Genomic DNA, 18,112 nt, shown 5'->3' on the forward strand with positions numbered 1-18,112 from the left:
TGAATCATCACTCATAAATACAATACTAGAATGAAACTTTGGCAAAAATCAACGTATACAGTAAACGAGAAAGTAGACAAGTTTACAGTTGGAAAAGATAGAGAACTAGATATCCTCTTAGCACCTTACGATGTGAAAGGTTCCATGGCACATGCTACTATGTTGGCAGAAGTGGGATTGTTAACGGAGGAAGATAAGGACACTTTACTAAAAGGTTTACAAGAAATATACGAGGAGATCGAAAGAGGGGAGTTTGTCATTGAAGACGGTGTGGAAGATGTACACTCTCAAGTAGAGATGTTATTGACGCAACGTTATGGTGATGTGGGTAAGCGTTTGCACTCGGGTAGATCAAGAAATGACCAAGTTTTATTGGACTTGAAGTTATACTTGCGTGATGCCATCAAAAATGTAGCTGACCATACGAAATCACTTTTTGATACCCTAGTAGAGAAATCAGAAGAATTTAAAGACTATTTGATGCCGGGTTATACGCACATGCAAGTAGCGATGCCTTCCTCTTTTGGTTTATGGTTAGGTGCTTACGCTGAGTCATTAGTTGACGATATGGTGATGCTAAAAGCGGCTTACGATATCACTGATAGAAACCCTCTAGGTTCTGCAGCAGGTTATGGTTCATCTTTCCCATTAAATAGAACAAGAACTACTGAGTTGATGGACTTCCAAACAATGGCCGTCAATGTAGTTTATGCACAAATGGGTAGAGGTAAAACGGAATATCATGTAGCAAATGCTATGGCATCCGTAGCGGCTACTGTGGCGAAATTATCAATGGACGGTTGTATGTATGCTGGTGGTAACTTCGGTTTCTTGAAATTCCCTAACGAATTCACCACAGGATCGAGTATCATGCCTCATAAAAAGAACCCTGATGTATTGGAGTTAACTAGAGCAAGATGTAATCAAATTACTTCTTTACCGACTCAAATTATGTCAGTTTTAAGTAATCTTCCAGTAGGTTACCACAGAGATCTTCAACAAATTAAAGAGATGTTGTTACCAGCTTTCGAAATGTTGAACGACTGCTTGGAGATGACCAAGTTAATGTTCGAAAAGATGGAGCCAACAAAAGATCTTTTAGAAGCACCAATCTATGATTACTTGTTCTCAGTAGAAGAAGTAAACAAACTTGTACTTCAAGGCATTCCTTTCAGAGAAGCCTACGTGATTGTAGGTGAAGGTATCGAAAAAGGAGAATATAATCCTGAAAGATCGGTCAATCATAACCACGAAGGTTCGATTGGCAATCTTGGAAATGATATTATTAAGAAAAGAATGGAGGAAGTGTATAACTTCTAGATAAATAAGAACAGCTTGGTTTAGGATCAAGCTGTTTTTTTTATATTGTATTTATGGTAACTCACTTAACACCCATCAAGAGTAAATCTCAATACGATGCTTATATAAATAGATTGGACGATCTAATGGAATTAGAGTCACTTTCTAAAGATCAAGAAACTCAGTTAGAGCATTTATCTATTTTAATTGATGTTTACGAACAAGAAAATCATTCTGTTGATTTATCAAGTTTAACCCCGATAGATATCAAAAATTTAGAATGGATCAATTACATTTGAAGCAAAAAGATCTATCATTTATTGGAAGTTCAGGAGTGGTAAGTGAAGTAATGAATGGAAAGAGACAATTAAATCTAAACATGATAAAAACATTATCAACGGAATAAGATATTCCTGTTGAGTTATTAATTAAGTAATATTTTCTGTTATAGAAATAAAAGGTTGACCTAATCACATTTAGATCAACCTTTTTAGCATTCATATTTTACAATTTAATAATTATAAAAATTGATAAGCACTTCTGCACCAGTAATATCAAAGACAGGGCTTTCTACAAGAATACCATCTGTGTTATAAAAACGGTGTCCAATAATTTCATTATATTCATCCTGTTCATAAATAACATGTCCTAGCTTTAATGAATAATGAAAAACATCTGCAGATTTAATTTTTTGATCTTCAAATAGTTCAATAGGTTGTAGATGACACCAAGAGAAATCAGTACTTTCACCTTTATTAAAAACATCTATATTCCTAATTTCAAACTTTCCATCATCATTATATTTATCGTTGATTCTGTATTTAGATAAACGATCATCTTCTTCATAAATTAAAAAAAACTTTTTTAGCAAGATTAAGTTATCATTTTCATCTAGTTTCAGTGACTCTTTTTCGTAAAGCAAAAATAGATCGTCTATTGAGGTCTTATGCCAAATTTCTAGGTTTATATAATTAGGGTCTTGTACTCTAACATATTTCCAAAAAGTAGCTTCACCACTTTCTTTGTAATATTTAATTTCAAAATAACCATCAGTCCACCAATAGTACTCTATATCGCCATTTGGATAGGTTATAGAATGGATATAATATAATTCAGGAAATCTTTCATCGAATTCGTATAATGTTTGAGATTCTCCATAATATCCATTAGCATTTATTTTAATGATATTATTGTGTTCATCATAAAAATAGATGAATTCTGTTCCAGAGATTTCCTCTGTTTTACTAAAGATTGATCCATCTTCTTTATAAACAAGACTTATATTTTCTAAGACTTCATTGTTTTCATTTTTAATATCAAAAGATGAAATCTCATCATTTCCGTTGTATGTGTAATAATAATACAACGTTGGTTGGTTATTTTCTAGAATTTTAGAACGAAATATTCTTCCGTTATCATCAATTTCGTGCTTGAACTCAATATTTAAATTTTTAAAAAAATGCCCTCTTTCATAATAAATACTTTCGGCTAATTGATCATTGGAATAGACATGAACGATATGGTATGCCCAGACATTATTTGTATTTATTAAGTTGTTGATATTTCTTTCAAAGACCTTATAATCTTGGACTTGAGGATTTTCAAGACCTTCAAATATAGAACATGAAGAGACTAGAAGTAAAAAGAGTAGTTTAAATAATAGTTTCATTTGTGGTATAGCTAATACTAAGTTAAAAAAATAATCAAAAAGTAAATATAGGAATTAAACTTTTACAACTCCCAACCAAAACCCAATGTGTACTGATAATCCAACTCTTTACCAGCTTCAGCAGGCTGTGTATCGAAGTTCATTTTATATCCTGTTTTGATGTAGAAGTCATAAGGTAAATCGTACTTTAAGTTGGCTCCCGCATCGACTCTCCAACGACTATTGTTATCCAAAGAACGGTATCCTTTTCCTGTTGCATTAAACGATAAATCTCCAATATCAAATAAATTTAGATCTGTGCCCAAATACCATTCAGAACTGGTCGTGGATGCTTTGGTAAAAGGATTTCCATCTTCATCCAATGTTTGATTGAAGGATTCATTCAAAACAGAAACACCCGTAGAAAAGCCCCAATATGCTTTATTGGTATGCAATACATATTTACCAAAACCACCTGATGTAGTTAATCGAAGATTGATTGACTGTTCTGTATTGGTTAAATAACTGATACTAGCAGTGGCATAAAAGTCTTTAGGGAGGAAGTAATTACCCGTAAAAGAACCTTCATCTCTTACTATGGGATCGACATTATCCTGAACAGATCGGATACTGTTTACATTCAAGGTTAATATCCATTTATTGGTATTGTAAGCAATAAAAATATTGGTATTCAACTGTGACAAATTATTGGCTTTTGTGAAATTATACCCCACATCAACACTTGCAGATAGTTTACTTAAAAACGTTTGATTGATGGATTTTAAATACACCACATCTTTTGGATTGATGGAATGCTGAACACTATCATCTGAAATGATTTTATATAGACCATCATCAGAAGAAACGATACTGCCATAATATCTATCGCCATTAGAAAGGGTTACGGAGAACTTAGTGTTACAAATTATCTTTTTGATGCCATCCCATTCAATTTTAAAATTAGCATCAGAATAATCAGTTTCAATTTCTACAACACCTCTATCTAAACTTTTTATTTCACCCACGATAACATCACCATTAATCATTTCTAGTGAGTCCATTTGTGCGAAAATATAATGAGGTAAGATTATTAAGAGAAGGGTGACCGCCTTTTTCATGTTAAGATTGAAGTTAATTGAAGTATAATTTAAAAAACTGTTGAAGTTTGATATAGTTTCGAGTAAATGTCGATTTGTAGAGTGTTAATTTAAAATAGTTTTAGAATTATTAAAAAAAGTCTAACCCTTAATTGAGTTAGACTTCTTGATATTTATTTTTTTCTGAACTTCCTTTTTAACCTTCCTCTATTGACAGGCTTGGTTTTCTTAGGACCACGATGCACTTTTTTCGTTTGATTCTCAGGGTTATTGATGCCCTGTTTGGTATGGAATGCCCCGCCCCCCGAAGAACGTTTCGGACGAATGTCTTGTAAATAATCTCTATCAGAAATTTTTGGTTTTTCTTCCTCAGAGAAGATGTCGGATATCTTTACTTCTTCCGGCATAGGCTCCAAAGGAATGGCTTTCCCCATCAACTCCTCAATTTGCATCTGATACAGTTGTTCTGCTTCATTGATAAAAGTGATGGCCAAACCTTTCTCATCGGCACGACCCGTTCTACCAATTCTATGGATATATTCTTCTGGAACTTCTGGAGTATCGAAGTTAATTACATGCGTAATACCTTTGATGTCCAAACCACGTGCAATAATATCTGTGGCAATTAAGAATTTAAACGTACCGTTCTCGAAGCTTTCCAACATTCTAAATCTGTAATTCTGAGATTTATTGGAGTGGATAATACCTGTTTGTTCGGGGAATTTCTTCTCCACATGTTCGTGTAAACGATCGGCTAATTTTTTATTTCGAACAAAGACCAACACTTTTTCCATATCTTCTTCATGATCCAGTAAATACTCTAGCATATTTACTTTCGTGTAGAAGTTAGGGACATGATAGGCTCTTTGTGTTACTTTATCTGCAGGAGTACCTGTTCTTGCAATCTCTACTTTTTCAGGTTTACTGAAGAAAGTGTTGATAAGTTCTTGCACATCATCAGTGATCGTTGCAGAGAACATGATGTTCTGACGACGATGTGGAAGTAAATCCATGATACGAGTTAACTGAGGTCGGAAACCTAGATCCAACATCTCGTCGACTTCATCAATGACAAATTTTTGAAGTGATTTAAATTTTAAGACGCCAGCCAAAGCGATATCCAATACTCTACCAGGAGTACCTACTAGGATATCAAGTCCTTCGTGTACTTTCTGTTTTTGAGTATTGATGTTTGCTCCACCATATACACCTACAGTTCTTACTGACATGTATTTGGTGAGTGCCTCAATCTCTTCCACTACTTGTGCTACTAATTCACGCGTAGGTACAACAATCAAAACTCTCGGATCATCTTGATTCGAAAATTTAAGATTTTGCAAAATAGGTAAGAGGTAAGCCATAGTTTTACCTGTACCCGTTTGTGCAATACCTATAATATCTTTACCGGATCCGATAACAGGAAAAGCTTCTTTTTGGATAGGAGTTACATTTACATATTCCAGATCCTCAATAGCATTTCTAAGGAAATTATTAAGTTTTAATTCTTCGAAAGTCACTTTAATAAAATTTAAATTTTCACAAAGGTATATTTCTATATTTGAAAAGGGAAAAATTAGAGGCGATATATAACAGACATTGACATAGTCTTAGAAATAATTGTATCTTGCATATACTAACACATCTATATAATCCCTTGACTAGGGGGATTTCAAAATTATCAGGAGAAACATTTATCGTCAATTATCAGAATGAATAAGCAAATAGTACTAACAATGCTCCTATTGTTTCAGTATAGTATTATGGCATATGCACAGAATACTATTCACTTCGAAACAAAAGAATGGGATGAAATATTACAACTGTCTGAAAACGAAGGAAAACTCATCTATTTTGGCATCACCACAAAATGGAGTCAGCCTTGCCAAAACTTTGTAAACAACGTTTATAAAGACAAGAAAGTAAGCGAATATTTCAACGAAGAATTCATCAATATGAATCGAGACTTAGAAGATCAGCTCTCCAAAGAGTTTGTGTCTAGGTACAGTATTCGATCGTTTCCTGCACATTTATTTTTCAATGAAAAAGGTCAACTCATTCATTTGATGAAAGGAGCGATGCCTCCTAATGTCTTTTTATCAAGATGTAAAAAAGTAGAAGATCCTTCCTACCAATATTATACAATCAAGAATAAAATCCGTAGTGAGGAGGAGGTGACCTTCGAAGAATACCTTAATTATTGCTCAAGTACTTTCGAATTAGGAGTAAAAGACGAAAAAGCATGCGAAGAATTTATCAAGCTATTGGATGAAGATAAATTAGCTGATCCTAAAGTGATGGATGTCGTTTGCCATACCCTTTATCATTCGAATGTGAGAGACCAAGCATTTACGTTTTTTGTGGAGCATCACGATAAATTACTCTCGCATATTCAAACAAAGAATTTAGAAAACATCTACACTCAATTAGTAAAGAATACATTATCAAAGAATCTGGAGGAGAAGAACCCTGTAGTATTTGAGAAGGAGATGTATGTGTTAAAGCAATACCTACCTAATCATTTTTCAGTAAAAGCAGCCTTTATCTACGAACCAAAATTCTACTTATCCATAGGAGATCATCAAAAAGCATTCTTTAGAATTAAAGACAACTTCGAAGCAGCCAAGAAGATCAAAGATCATAAAGTAATGAGTCATTGTAACGATTGGGCATGGATGATCTATACCACATCAGAAAACCCAAGCTACCTAAATAATGCATTAAGCTGGGTGGAATACGGTATCAGCGAAGATCACAATACACTCGATATGATGGATACTCAAGCACATTTATATTATAAATTGGGTATGTTTGAAAAAGCAGAGAAAGTAGCCATCGAGGTGAAAAACGCCTATGATAAAAAGGGTGTGGATAGTAAAAAGATGACAGACCTGCTTCAACAAATCAAATTAAACTAACATGAAACTCGTTGCTATTTTAAGAGGAATAAATGTCGGTGGGAAAAGGAAGATCCTCATGGCCGATCTAAAGAAATTAGTCGAAGAACTAGGAGGAACTGATATCACTACCTACATACAAAGCGGTAATGTTATTTTCTCTTCTGATGAAATTGACCCTCAAGTTTGGTCAAAACGCCTAGAAAAAGGAATAGCAGATACTTTCGGCTTCGATGTTCCAGTAATCGTCCTTCAACAACAACAATGGCAAGAATTAATTGATAATAACCCCTATAAAAACGAAGAAATCAATCAACTTCACGTCACAATCCTAGACAGCCTACCCAAAGAAGAAAACAAACAAAAACTTGCCGAAGTAAAAAGCGGAGCCGACCAATATCAAATCATCAACAAAGCAGTGTATTTGTTCTGTGCGGGAAAATACCACGAAACGAAATTAGGAAACAACGTGATTGAGAAGAAGCTTGGGGTGAAGGCGACAACGAGGAATTGGAAAATGGTGGGGAAAGTAAGGAGCCTTTTGGAAACCTAAGTGTTTATAATGAAAGGGTTGAAATGAAAAGTTAAAAATGAAAAATGAAAAACGTGAAATGTTGTTCTAACGCTCGTTTTTGAGGGACGATGTATCGGACATATAATACACTGGTGCCGATGTTAAGTGCTTAGGTAGTAAGTAGCAGGTGCTGAATTTACGCTACACTGGCGCCGATGTTAAGCGAAGCGTCATCGGTGTCCATAAACGTTAGAGGTCTCCCGACCTCGTTATTGAAATGTAAGTTTAAATAATTAATCATAAAACTAAAACAATCTTTGGGCATACAGCTCGCGTTAGCTTAACTAACTACGTTTTTCATTTTTAACTTTTCATTTTTCATTGAAAAGCCAAAAAGCTTTTCACATCATATTTCTAGAAAGTTAGTTCAGCTTTAATTCGAAGTGAAAAAAAGGCTTTTCAAAGCAACTTCTTCGCAACACAATACATGACATTTATTGTGTTTTTTTATGTCTCATTGATTTTTGATGATAATGAATGGGTATTCATGTTAAGAGAAGATCAAGTTTTGTTAAGAGGGGAAATATATCTTTTTAAGAAACTATGAAAACCCGACTTAATACTTAATGTGTTGATGATGAAGATATAAAATTGCCTTAACCGATTGGGATTTTGGCTTTTATACATTTGTGTCGATTGTTTTATACACAAACTAATTAACACAAAATGAAAAAGCTTCTATTTTCAATCTTTATCTCATTAGCCTTCTTTATGTCTTGTACTTCTAACGAAGAAACACAAGATCCACAAGACACAGATGCTGCTAACTATGAGGTAGTAAGTTATCAATTGGCAGACGATGGTATGTCTGTGTTAGTTCAATTCGCAAGCGGAAAAACTTCTGTTATCAATTTTAATGAGTCGGTAAACGGAAATGATGGTACTGGAATTCAAAATATCACATTTGATCCAGTGACAGGTCAGTTGACGATCACGTTAACCGATGGTACGCAAATGGTTTTTGATATTGCTGAGGAGGTATCAGCAGTGAAATTGATGAACCATTCTATGACTCCTCACTTATTGAAGAGACATTCTGGTTTTGAGCATTTAGAGATTTTTTCTCTATTATCATCAGAGGATGCTTTGGAAGAGTCGCCAGACTTCCTTTATGGTTCAATGGCGGATGGTGCTGGTCTATTAAAGAACGATGACGGTACTTTCACTTTAATCAACAACATCGAGGCACACTATTCTGTTGCAAGAATTTCTTTTGATGAAACTTTCAAGCCTATAAAAGGGGAGATCATCTTGGATGCTACTGCAACAGCAAATACGGCACAATGTTCTGGTACTCTTGTGACTCCGGAAGAGCATGGTTTTGGTCCAATCTACCTTTCTGGTGGAGAATGGGGTGGTTCTTCTACGAACGTTTTTGCAACAGATCCTTTCAGAGCTGCTTCAGAAAAATCTGTGGGTAGAACTTTAGATGCTATGGGGCAATGGACTGTAGAAAATGCAGTTCCTCTTGGAAAAAATGCTTACCCTGAGAAAACAGTTGTTCTTATCGGTGATGATAGCCACGGCGATGCAGGTGGAGCATTAGCAATGTATGTTTCTGAAACTGTTGGCGACCTAGACGGTGGTAAATTGTATGCCTTAAAGTTAGGCGACGGTTCTATGATTGATAACGAATTGGCTGCATCTGATGCTCCTGTTGCAGTTTCTTTCGTTGAGTTAGAAGAAAGAACATATGATGCCTTAAATACAGAATGTATTGCTAAAGGTGTGATGGCTTTCAATAGAGTGGAAGATATCGATTACAGAAAAGGTGATGCTTCTGCTAACAGAGAAGTATATTTTACAGCTACCGGTAGAAGTCAATACAACGATACAAGAACTAAATATGGTAGAATCTACAAATTAGTACTTGATGAAAACGATCCATTATCAGGTACTCTAGAAGTAATTCTTGATGGCGACAATTTAGAGGGTAAAGCTCATCGTTTACACAGTCCTGATAACATCTTGGCGACAGAAAACTTCTTATATATCCAAGAAGATCCAAACGGTTACGACGATGTTGCTTCTAAACAACACGATGCTTACTTACATCAGTACAACTTAAAAACAGGTGTATTGAAAGTTGTTCTTGAGTCAGATCACAGAGGTTCTACTGGTCTTGACAATGGTTACGCTAGCATGGACGACCGTTGGGGAAGATGGGAATTGACAGGTATGATCGATGTTTCTGAGCAATTGGGAATGGACGGTACTTTCTTGTTAATCCAACAAGCACACTCATGGAAATCAGATGATTTCTTGGATAAATCAAACCCAGCGAACACTATTAACGAAGGTAGTATTCTAACAGTCGTAAAAGGACTTGAAAGATAATTATCAATTCAATTTAGAACTCGGTGATCAGTTTTCTGATCATTGGGTTCTTTAATTTTTTGCCTTATGAAAAAACTTCTGCTTTTACTTATTGGATGTATTCTGATGTTGTCTTGTGAATCAAAAAAGCAAGACCTAAAATCAAATATTGAGGACTATTACTATTCTAATTTAAAGGATTGTCGATCGTCTATAGAAAAGATGTCGACCCTTTCTCAAAAAGACAGTTTGATCATGTCTTTTGATGAAGGACGTAAATCTTTGAAGAAGATCGAAAGCATCATGTGTTTCTATTCTTTCAGAACTTACAAGATGCTAAACTCGCCCAATTTGCCAGAAGTAGAAGAATTTGATAATGCAGATAAAGTCTTAGATGCCACAGGTTTCCAAGTCATCGAAGAAATGCTCTTTACCGACGAAATTGATGTAGTTGGTATCCATCAACAATGCAATCAGATGTTGATGACGATCGATTTGGAATTAGGAAACCATAAAATAACAGTACTAAAACCTTATCATCTATTATGGTCTATTAGAGACGAATTAATAAGAATTACCTCTTTAGGTATTAGTGGATTTGATTCTCCAGTTTACTTAAATAGCTTGGAGGAGAACGTTTATGCCCTCCAAGGTATTCAAGATCTATTAGATCAAAACGATTATCTGTTCCAAGATCAAAAAATCTTAGAACGTTGGGATGAAGAATTAGAGAACGCAAAACAAACATTAAAGCAAGGACCTAACTTCGATCGATTCGATCGCTATCACTTCATCAAAGATCATATTCATCACCTCATGGGGTTGTGGGTAACGACCTCAAAAGATTGGAAAGTAGAATTTCCATTCGATCAGAAAGTAAACTACGAAGCATTATCACTATTTCATCCTCAAACATTCAATACGAATAGCTTTATGTCTAGAAACAGTGTTGAATTTAATGATGAAGTAGTAGAATTGGGACAACAGCTTTTTCATGATGCGTCCCTTTCTGGAAATAACAAAATGAGTTGTGCCTCTTGTCATGATCCGAAAATGGCCTTTACCGATGGTAGAAAACTATCCATTACCAATAAAGGAAAAGACAACAAAAGAAATGCACCCACATTAATGTACGCAGGGTTACAAGCCTCACAATTTTATGATGCACGACAATCGAATTTAGAAACTCAGATTCAGGCTGTGGTAGATAATAAAGACGAGTTCGATCATCATATGGAAGGGGTCGTAGAAGCCGTTCAAAAGAACGAAGCTTACGTGAAGGAACTTCAGAAATACTATAAAGAAGTCGATAGCTATGCTGTAAGAAACTCATTAGCTATGTTCGTACATAGTTTATCGCCTTTCCAATCCAAGTTCGATAAAGCCATATCCAACATAGGAGAAGATTTAGCCGAAGAGGAAGTAGAGGGCTTCAACCTATTTATGGGTAAAGCTAAATGCGGTACTTGTCACTTTGCCCCAATATTTAACGGAACAGTCCCTCCACATTTCACCCATAGCGAGCTAGAAGTATTGGGTGTGCCCAAAACAGTAGCTTGGGAACACGCAGAAATCGACCAAGATAAAGGCAGGTACGACATTTCGAAAGCAAAAGAAAAAATGTTCGCCTTCAAAACACCAACCGTAAGAAACATCAATGTAACCGCTCCATATATGCACAATGGCGTCTTCAACACCTTGGACGAAGTTATTCAATTTTACAACATGGGAGGAGGTCATGGTATTGGCATCACTCTCGAAAACCAAACCCTACCGACAGATTCGTTGCATCTTACTATTAGTGAGGTGGAGAATCTTAAGTTGTTCTTGGGGGCACTTAGTGATCCTATTTAGAAATGAAAAATTAAAAGTTAAAAATGAAAAACGTGAAATGTTGTTCTAACGCTCGTTTCTAAGGGGCGAAGTTAAACTACAATGGTGCCGATGTTAAGCGAAGCGTCATTAACGTTAGAGGTCTCCCGACCTCGTTGTATGATTTTTTTTAAACTAACTACTACTACTGAAATAGAAAACCATAAGTTGTTCCTGGATCATTAAACTGATCCAAATTTTCTTGTAAATCCACATGGCGGGAGGTGCCATGTTTAGTCTAGGTGTTAATGTCCTATCGTTTTTTAAGCGGTGGGACTTTTTTTGAAATGAAAAGTTAAAAATGAAAAATGAAAAACGTGAAATGTTGTTCTAACGCTCGTCTCTCAGAGGTGACGTTAAACTGCTCTGGCTCCGATGTTAAGCGCAGCGTCATCGGTGTCAATAAACGTTAGAGATCTCCCGATCTCGTTATAGAAACGTAAGTAGGGCAAATAATTAACATCAAGGCTAAAACAATATATGGGCATAATTCTCGCGTTAGCATAACTAACCACGTTTTTCATTTTTAACTTTTCATTTTTAATTTAAAATAACTCTCTCCCCATCTTCCCAATTCTCTCCAACCACTTACTCCTAAACTTCTCCGAAGATCCCTTCACCGAAGCTACATAACTAACCCTCACCGGCGATACTCCACAGAACTCCAACGTTCCTCGTTTCAGGGAATGAATGGCGGGATCTTTCATAAAAAACTTATTGTACCAACTGGGGGAATCAGCTGTGACGATTATTCTTGCTGATTTTCCTTTGAGGAGCTTTTTGGGTAATGCTTGTCCCTCAACTAATTCGTAAGTGATGCCGGGAAGGAAGGTTCTGTCGATAAAGCCTTTCATGATGGCAGGGTAGCTGTACCACCATAATGGGAAGATCCATACTAGATGATCGGCTGATTTTATTTTTTCTATGGCATCGACTAAGTCAGGTTCTAGGTCTGTTCTTTTGTGGTAGCCGAATTGCAGACTGGGGTTAAAATCAAGATCTCTGATATTGATTCGATCTACTTTAGTTCCCGTAGATAATGCTCCTTCTTCATAAGCTTTTGCCAATGCAAAGTTGTAACTCTCTTGGTCGGGATGACCATTTATGATTAGTATTTTTTTCATATCGATTAGTTTTTCACAAAACAATAGAAACTAAAGTTTATAGCATAGGACATTTGTCTAAATCGACATCGAATTTCTTATTCTGCTTAGATGCCTTTGGGTGATTCCAAGGTAGGACGCTAGGTAATTCAAAGGTATTTTCTGAAGATATTCTGGGTGATGTATCAGAAGGTCCTCATACTTTTTCTCGGCAGTTTCTTTCTGAAGCAGGAATATTCTTTTTTCCATCTCCATATATTCTTGTTCCGTGAAATATTTAAACAGTCTCAACCAATTAACGTTTGATTTCTCGAGATGAATCATTAAATCTCTTGGTATGATATTTAATTCAACATCCGTTAAAGCCTGAATGTTTTCAACGGAAGGTTGTTGGGATAATAGGGAGGTATATGCTGAGATAAACGTCTTTTCAAAACGAAAGCAATAGGTGACCTCCTCCTCATTAGAATTGTAATAATAGGATCTAAAGAAGCCCTTATTGATAAAGCCAACTTCCTTAGAGATAACCCCTTCCTTAATAAAGAAGTCTCCTTTCTTGATTATTTTGGTGGATGTCTGTTGGATAAAATCATCTATTTCAACATCAGTGAGTAGGTTGAACGATTGAAGGTGATTTTTTAAGTCCATGTAAAATCTAAAGAAATTAAAAGTTAAAAATGAAAAATGAAAAACGTGAATTGTTACTCTAACGCTCGTTACTCTTTAGGATGTTAAACTATACTGGCGCCGATGTTAAGCGAAGCGTCATTGGTGTTCAAAAACGTTAGAGGTCTCCCGACCTCGTTATTGGAACGTAAGTTCAAATAATTAATTATCAAATTTAAAACAATCTATGGACATAATTCTCGCGTTAGCTTAACTAACTACGTTTTTCATTTTTAACTTTTCATTTTTCATTTAAAACCCCGTTTTCACTCTAAAACCTCCACCAATCAAAAAATTATTTATATAAAAATAGAAATATCATTTGCATTTATTAAAATCATCCTTTATAATTGTATATACATTAATCGTTTAAACAAATAATGAATACAAAATCATATTATAAAGCCATTCATGAAATCATAAAAACAGGACATTGGATCACAGATGCTGTAGGTCAAGTTCTAAAGGAAGATAAGATTACTGAACCTCAGTTTAATGTTTTGAGAATATTAAAAGGACAGAAAGGATCGCCGATTACTGTTCAAGAAATACAGGAGCGAATGGTTCAGCGTTCGAGTAACGTGACTCGAATTATCGATAAATTATTAGATAAAGGATTGGTGAAAAGGGAAGAATGCCCGACCAATCGTAGAAAAATGGACATTACAATTACTCCTTTTGGATTGGAAGAATTAGAAAGGTTCGATCAGAAAGTAATTGAGTTCCATGCACCTTACACACAAAACTTAACTGCTGAAGAGGCAGAAACATTAGAAAAATTAATTAAAAAACTCAAAGGAGAATAACATGAAAAAATTAGTCGTATTTGGAGGTTCCAATTCAAAAACATCAATTAATGCTCAATTAGCGGAGTGGGCAGGTTCTCAAGTGGAAGAGGCAGAAGTGAAAGTTTTAGACTTGAACGATTATGAAATGCCGATCTATGGTATCGACAAAGAATTAGCATCAGGTATTCCTGCACAAGCAAATCAGTTTTTAGAAGACTTGGCATCGGCCGACGGTATTATCGTTTCTTTTGCAGAGCACAATGGTAATTTCTCTGCTGCTTATAAAAATATCTTTGATTGGGCATCAAGAGCTGAGCGTTTAGTATATGCCAACAAACCAGTATTTGTGATGGCAACTTCTCCGGGTCCAAGAGGTGGAGCAGGGGTATTGAACATTGCAACATCATCTTTACCTTATGCAGGGGCCAATGTAGTGGGTAGTTTCTCATTGCCATCATTCCCTTCAAATTTTGATAACGGAATTACAAATGATGAGTTAAATACACAGTTCCAAGAAGCATTTTCAATCTTTACATCAGAAATTCATGAAACGTCAGTTAAAGCGTAAGCAAGCAGGAAGAAATGGGTTTCAGTACATCATGGACCCACAGACAAGAAGAGAACTTCAACCTTTCGTATTCTTTGATGCAGGCAAGAATAAAAGAGACGACGAAGGTATGTTCTTTGGTATGCACCCTCATTCGGGCATCGGTATCATTACCTATTTCGAAGGTGGAAATCTAGTACATCAGGATACAGGTAATAACGACGATGTGATCCGAAGTGGAGGTGTGCAATGGATCAACTCTGGTAATGGTATTTTCCATGCGGAAGGGTATCAAAGACCGGAAGATAAGAAGCATCAGTCTTGGGATTTGGCCATCCACCAATTGTGGTTGCAGTTGCCGCCTGAATTGGAAGAAGGAGAGACGGGGTATTTGAATCTACAACCAGAAGATTTGCCAGTAGTCAATCAAGTGAAAGTTATTGCGGGTGAATATCAAGGAGTGAAATCGCCGTTGAATGTTCCTTATGATTTGACGTATTACGACATCACTTTAAAGGCAGGAGAGGAGTTGACAATCGATACACCAAAAGGTCAAACAAGAGGCTTTGTCTTCCCTCGAACAGGTCATTTGATGTTGGACCAAGAAGAAGTATCCCTAAATCATCTTTCGATTTTAGAAGAGAACGAAGGTCAGTTACACTTTAAAGCCCTTCAGGACACCCAATTTGTGGTCGGTTTAACGCAGCCAAAATCATACGACATTGTGTTGGGAGGTGGTTCTATTCATACCAATAAAGCATCATTCAATAAAGCACAAGATAACATTAGAAAAATTGCTCAGGCAGTTTAAAAAAATTTCAACAAACTATTGTATGTACAATAGTTGTAAAAGCAATAGAAAATGAACGCTATTCTCGAAGGAAAAGTAACGCCAACTTTAACAAAAATGAGTGTCCCAATCAGTATTGGGATGCTCTCCACTTTCTTATTTCAAGTGATCGACACGTATTTTGTGGGTCAATTAGGAGGAGACGCCTTGGCTGCATTAAGTTTTGCCTCAGTGGTCTATTTCATCATCGTCGGTACGTTTATGGGACTATCCATTGGAGTGTCGACATTGGTAGGCAAAGCCATTGGCGAAAAGAACTTCTTAAAAATGGAGCAGATCGTCATCACTTCATTGTTGTTTACCCTGTTTACCTCAGTAGGGGCTTCCATTTTTATTGATGTGAGTCAGGCCACCCTCTTTACATGGTTAGGAGCCCCTTTAGAAATGCTTCCATTAATTGATCAATACATGCATACATTAATGATCGGTATTCCGTTACTCACCATTGGTTTATTGATGGGAAGTATCCTTAGAGCATCAGGAAGTGTAAGTCAGCCAGAAATAGTAATGGCTGTGGCAGGGGTGATCAACTTGGTCTTGGATTATGGATTAATCTTCGGAAAATGGGGATTACCCGAGTTAGGTATTACCGGAGCAGCAATGGCCACAGTTGTCTCTTGGGTCTTCATTTTGATTATGATGAGTTTACTATTCCTCAACCAATCCATTTTAAAATTAAACTTTAGTATAACTACTATTCCATTCATTCAACACCTAAGAGATATATTACAGATTGGTGTACCCACTATGCTAAGTAATTTGGTGAGTCCATTAACACAGCTATTCCTCACATTATTATTGGCTTACCACAGCTCAATGGCCGTTGCAGCTTTTGGCGTAGCAGGTAGAATAGAGATGTTGTCTTTGATAGGAATACTAGGTGTAAGTACCGCAATTACCCCCTTTATCGCTCAAAATCTAGGTGCAGAATTGAAGGATAGAAACGATAAAGCTATTGTTTTTGGAGGTAAAGCAGCAGTATATTTAGGTATTATCGTAGTACTTATCTTATTCATCTTTAACCAAAACATCGCCCAACTATTCAGTGATGATGTTACAGTCATGGATTACACTTCGGACTACTTCATTTGGGTAAGTGTTTCCTATATTTTCTACGGATTGTTTTTAGTCACCACTTCCATATTAAATGGATTGCAAAAGCCTCAACAATCTTTGCAAATTATGGTGATAAAGACATTAGTATTCACCGTCCCACTAGCATTAATCGGCTCTTATTTTTATGAAGTCATTGGTATCTTCATGGGTATTGGATTAAGCAATATCCTAGGCGGAATCTATGCGAGTTACATGATGAGAAAAGAAATCAATAATTCGTCCTCAAGTTTGAAAGGGGTGGATATTTTACAGGATTATAAGAATGATTTTATAGTGAGGAATACGGCGAAGCCGTTGTAGGAATGTTCAAAATAAACTCCCAGGAACTAATCAAAAACACAATCCCCAGGAATAAAACCCTGGGCTTTTGATACGTTATTAACTTTAACAAAGTATCTTTCCTTAGTTCCTTAGTTCCTTAGTTCCTTAGTTCCTTAGTTAAAAAAACGAGGTCAGGAGACCTCTAACGTTTATGGGCACAGATGACGCTGTCGCTTAACATCTGCGCCAGTTTTACTTCTTCCCCCTTACCTCTTACTTTTTCCCTCAATATCTTTTCCCCAGGAATAAAATCCTGGGCTTTTGATACACTCTTCCTTACCTATTAGTTATTACTTATTACCTAAAAACGAGCGTTAATTTTGCTACCTTCTCCGACTCAACTCCCTCCTCACCCTAGACAAACTCTCCGTAGTTATCCCCAGGTAAGATGCCAAATGATAGTTCTTAATGTTCAGTTCGATATCGGGGTAGCGTTCTACGAATTCTTCATAGCGTTGGGCAGCGGTTTTGGATAGGTTGGCGATGATTCTTCTATGGTAGCCCACAATGGAGGCCTGGAGTTTGGCTCTGTAGAGTTTGTTGAATTCGGGTATTTGGATGCTTAGTTTTTCGATATCGTGAAAACGGATGCCAAAGACTTCGGCGTCAGATAAGCATTCTAGGTTGTAGACGGCTTCTGTTTTAGAGAAGAAGGCGATGAGGTCGGTGATCCACCAATCGTAGATGGCAAATTGGACGGTGTGTTCTTTGCCTTTTTTATCAATGAAGTAATTGCGGATACAGCCGCTCAGAACATAGTACATGATCTCGACATCATCTCCATTGACAATGAGGGTATCGCCTTTCTTAAATTGTTTATAATGAAAGCATTTTCGGATGGCTTCTTTTTCGTTTTCGGTGAGGAATAGTTGCTTAAAAACATCAATAGAGAATAGATCAGGGCACATTTTAAATTATATTAAATGGGGTTATAGTATTTTAATTTAATCAACTTTATTCATTAATTAAACGTTTTCTCTTGAAGTTTTGATGATTCCTCAACATCATTTATTTTAGTATT

General features: G+C 36.1%; 17 protein-coding genes. 11 read left to right on the top strand and 6 right to left on the bottom strand.

The window, feature by feature from the left end; translation table 11 throughout:
• Positions 1–30 precede the first annotated feature (30 nt).
• From argH to KMW28_RS28570, 3 genes are read left to right on the top strand one after another with little or no spacing between them, the layout of a single operon-like run.
• Positions 31–1,320, top strand: a complete 1,290-nt coding sequence (gene argH / locus KMW28_RS05910; RefSeq protein WP_066209355.1) for an argininosuccinate lyase — start codon at positions 31–33, stop codon at positions 1,318–1,320.
• A gap of 53 nt (positions 1,321–1,373) precedes the next feature.
• Positions 1,374–1,598: a hypothetical protein gene (locus tag KMW28_RS05915; RefSeq protein ID WP_169664193.1), complete on the top strand. Its 225-nt coding sequence runs from the start codon at positions 1,374–1,376 to the stop codon at positions 1,596–1,598.
• Positions 1,580–1,705 carry a hypothetical protein gene (locus KMW28_RS28570; RefSeq protein ID WP_260157730.1) on the top strand — a complete coding sequence of 42 codons (126 nt, stop codon included), beginning with the start codon at positions 1,580–1,582 and terminating at the stop codon, positions 1,703–1,705. The genes KMW28_RS05915 and KMW28_RS28570 overlap by 19 nt, the downstream gene beginning before the upstream one ends.
• A gap of 105 nt (positions 1,706–1,810) precedes the next feature.
• Here the strand turns inward: KMW28_RS28570 and KMW28_RS05920 are convergent, their stop codons facing one another.
• The 3 genes from KMW28_RS05920 to KMW28_RS05930 all read right to left on the bottom strand — a co-directional run bounded on the left by KMW28_RS05920 (position 1,811) and on the right by KMW28_RS05930 (position 5,561).
• A complete protein-coding gene (locus KMW28_RS05920; protein ID WP_169664192.1) occupies positions 1,811–2,968 on the bottom strand; it encodes a hypothetical protein in 1,158 nt (385 codons plus the stop codon).
• Between the two features lie 62 nt (positions 2,969–3,030).
• Positions 3,031–4,008 (bottom strand): DUF481 domain-containing protein, encoded by a 978-nt coding sequence (locus tag KMW28_RS05925; RefSeq protein WP_169055528.1) that lies wholly within the window; start codon positions 4,006–4,008, stop codon positions 3,031–3,033.
• A gap of 209 nt (positions 4,009–4,217) precedes the next feature.
• Entirely contained in the window at positions 4,218–5,561 is a 1,344-nt protein-coding gene (locus KMW28_RS05930; protein ID WP_066209344.1) for a DEAD/DEAH box helicase, read from the bottom strand.
• A 192-nt stretch (positions 5,562–5,753) separates the two neighbouring features.
• Between KMW28_RS05930 and KMW28_RS05935 the strand changes: the two genes are divergently transcribed.
• From KMW28_RS05935 to KMW28_RS05950, 4 genes are all read left to right on the top strand, one after another.
• A complete protein-coding gene (locus KMW28_RS05935; protein WP_169664191.1) occupies positions 5,754–6,959 on the top strand; it encodes a thioredoxin fold domain-containing protein in 1,206 nt (401 codons plus the stop codon).
• A 1-nt stretch (position 6,960) separates the two neighbouring features.
• Positions 6,961–7,491 carry a DUF1697 domain-containing protein gene (locus KMW28_RS05940; protein WP_169664190.1) on the top strand — a complete coding sequence of 177 codons (531 nt, stop codon included), beginning with the start codon at positions 6,961–6,963 and terminating at the stop codon, positions 7,489–7,491.
• Between the two features lie 687 nt (positions 7,492–8,178).
• Entirely contained in the window at positions 8,179–9,849 is a 1,671-nt protein-coding gene (locus tag KMW28_RS05945) for a PhoX family protein (protein ID WP_240972724.1), read from the top strand.
• Between the two features lie 66 nt (positions 9,850–9,915).
• Positions 9,916–11,682 carry a cytochrome-c peroxidase gene (locus KMW28_RS05950; protein ID WP_169664189.1) on the top strand — a complete coding sequence of 589 codons (1,767 nt, stop codon included), beginning with the start codon at positions 9,916–9,918 and terminating at the stop codon, positions 11,680–11,682.
• Between the two features lie 563 nt (positions 11,683–12,245).
• Here KMW28_RS05950 and KMW28_RS05955 read toward each other — a convergent pair.
• Both KMW28_RS05955 and KMW28_RS05960 read right to left on the bottom strand, forming a co-directional pair.
• Positions 12,246–12,824 carry an NAD(P)H-dependent oxidoreductase gene (locus KMW28_RS05955; RefSeq protein WP_169664188.1) on the bottom strand — a complete coding sequence of 193 codons (579 nt, stop codon included), beginning with the start codon at positions 12,822–12,824 and terminating at the stop codon, positions 12,246–12,248.
• A 57-nt stretch (positions 12,825–12,881) separates the two neighbouring features.
• The gene (locus tag KMW28_RS05960) at positions 12,882–13,451 is read right to left on the bottom strand and encodes a Crp/Fnr family transcriptional regulator (RefSeq protein WP_169664187.1); all 570 of its coding nucleotides are present in this window, start codon (positions 13,449–13,451) and stop codon (positions 12,882–12,884) included.
• A 398-nt stretch (positions 13,452–13,849) separates the two neighbouring features.
• On the opposite strand from KMW28_RS05960, the gene KMW28_RS05965 reads away from it, so the two are divergent.
• From KMW28_RS05965 to KMW28_RS05980, 4 genes are read left to right on the top strand one after another with little or no spacing between them, the layout of a single operon-like run.
• Positions 13,850–14,275 carry a MarR family winged helix-turn-helix transcriptional regulator gene (locus KMW28_RS05965; protein ID WP_169664186.1) on the top strand — a complete coding sequence of 142 codons (426 nt, stop codon included), beginning with the start codon at positions 13,850–13,852 and terminating at the stop codon, positions 14,273–14,275.
• Between the two features lies 1 nt (position 14,276).
• Positions 14,277–14,825 (top strand): NADPH-dependent FMN reductase, encoded by a 549-nt coding sequence (locus KMW28_RS05970; RefSeq protein ID WP_169664185.1) that lies wholly within the window; start codon positions 14,277–14,279, stop codon positions 14,823–14,825.
• Positions 14,803–15,615: a pirin family protein gene (locus KMW28_RS05975; RefSeq protein WP_169664184.1), complete on the top strand. Its 813-nt coding sequence runs from the start codon at positions 14,803–14,805 to the stop codon at positions 15,613–15,615. The genes KMW28_RS05970 and KMW28_RS05975 overlap by 23 nt, the downstream gene beginning before the upstream one ends.
• 51 nt (positions 15,616–15,666) lie before the next feature.
• Positions 15,667–17,070 carry an MATE family efflux transporter gene (locus KMW28_RS05980; protein ID WP_169664183.1) on the top strand — a complete coding sequence of 468 codons (1,404 nt, stop codon included), beginning with the start codon at positions 15,667–15,669 and terminating at the stop codon, positions 17,068–17,070.
• 344 nt (positions 17,071–17,414) lie between these two features.
• Here the strand turns inward: KMW28_RS05980 and KMW28_RS05985 are convergent, their stop codons facing one another.
• The gene (locus tag KMW28_RS05985) at positions 17,415–17,999 is read right to left on the bottom strand and encodes a Crp/Fnr family transcriptional regulator (RefSeq protein ID WP_169664182.1); all 585 of its coding nucleotides are present in this window, start codon (positions 17,997–17,999) and stop codon (positions 17,415–17,417) included.
• Positions 18,000–18,112: the final 113 nt, after the last annotated feature.

The organism is Flammeovirga yaeyamensis (assembly GCF_018736045.1).
Lineage (GTDB): Bacteria > Bacteroidota > Bacteroidia > Cytophagales > Flammeovirgaceae > Flammeovirga > Flammeovirga yaeyamensis.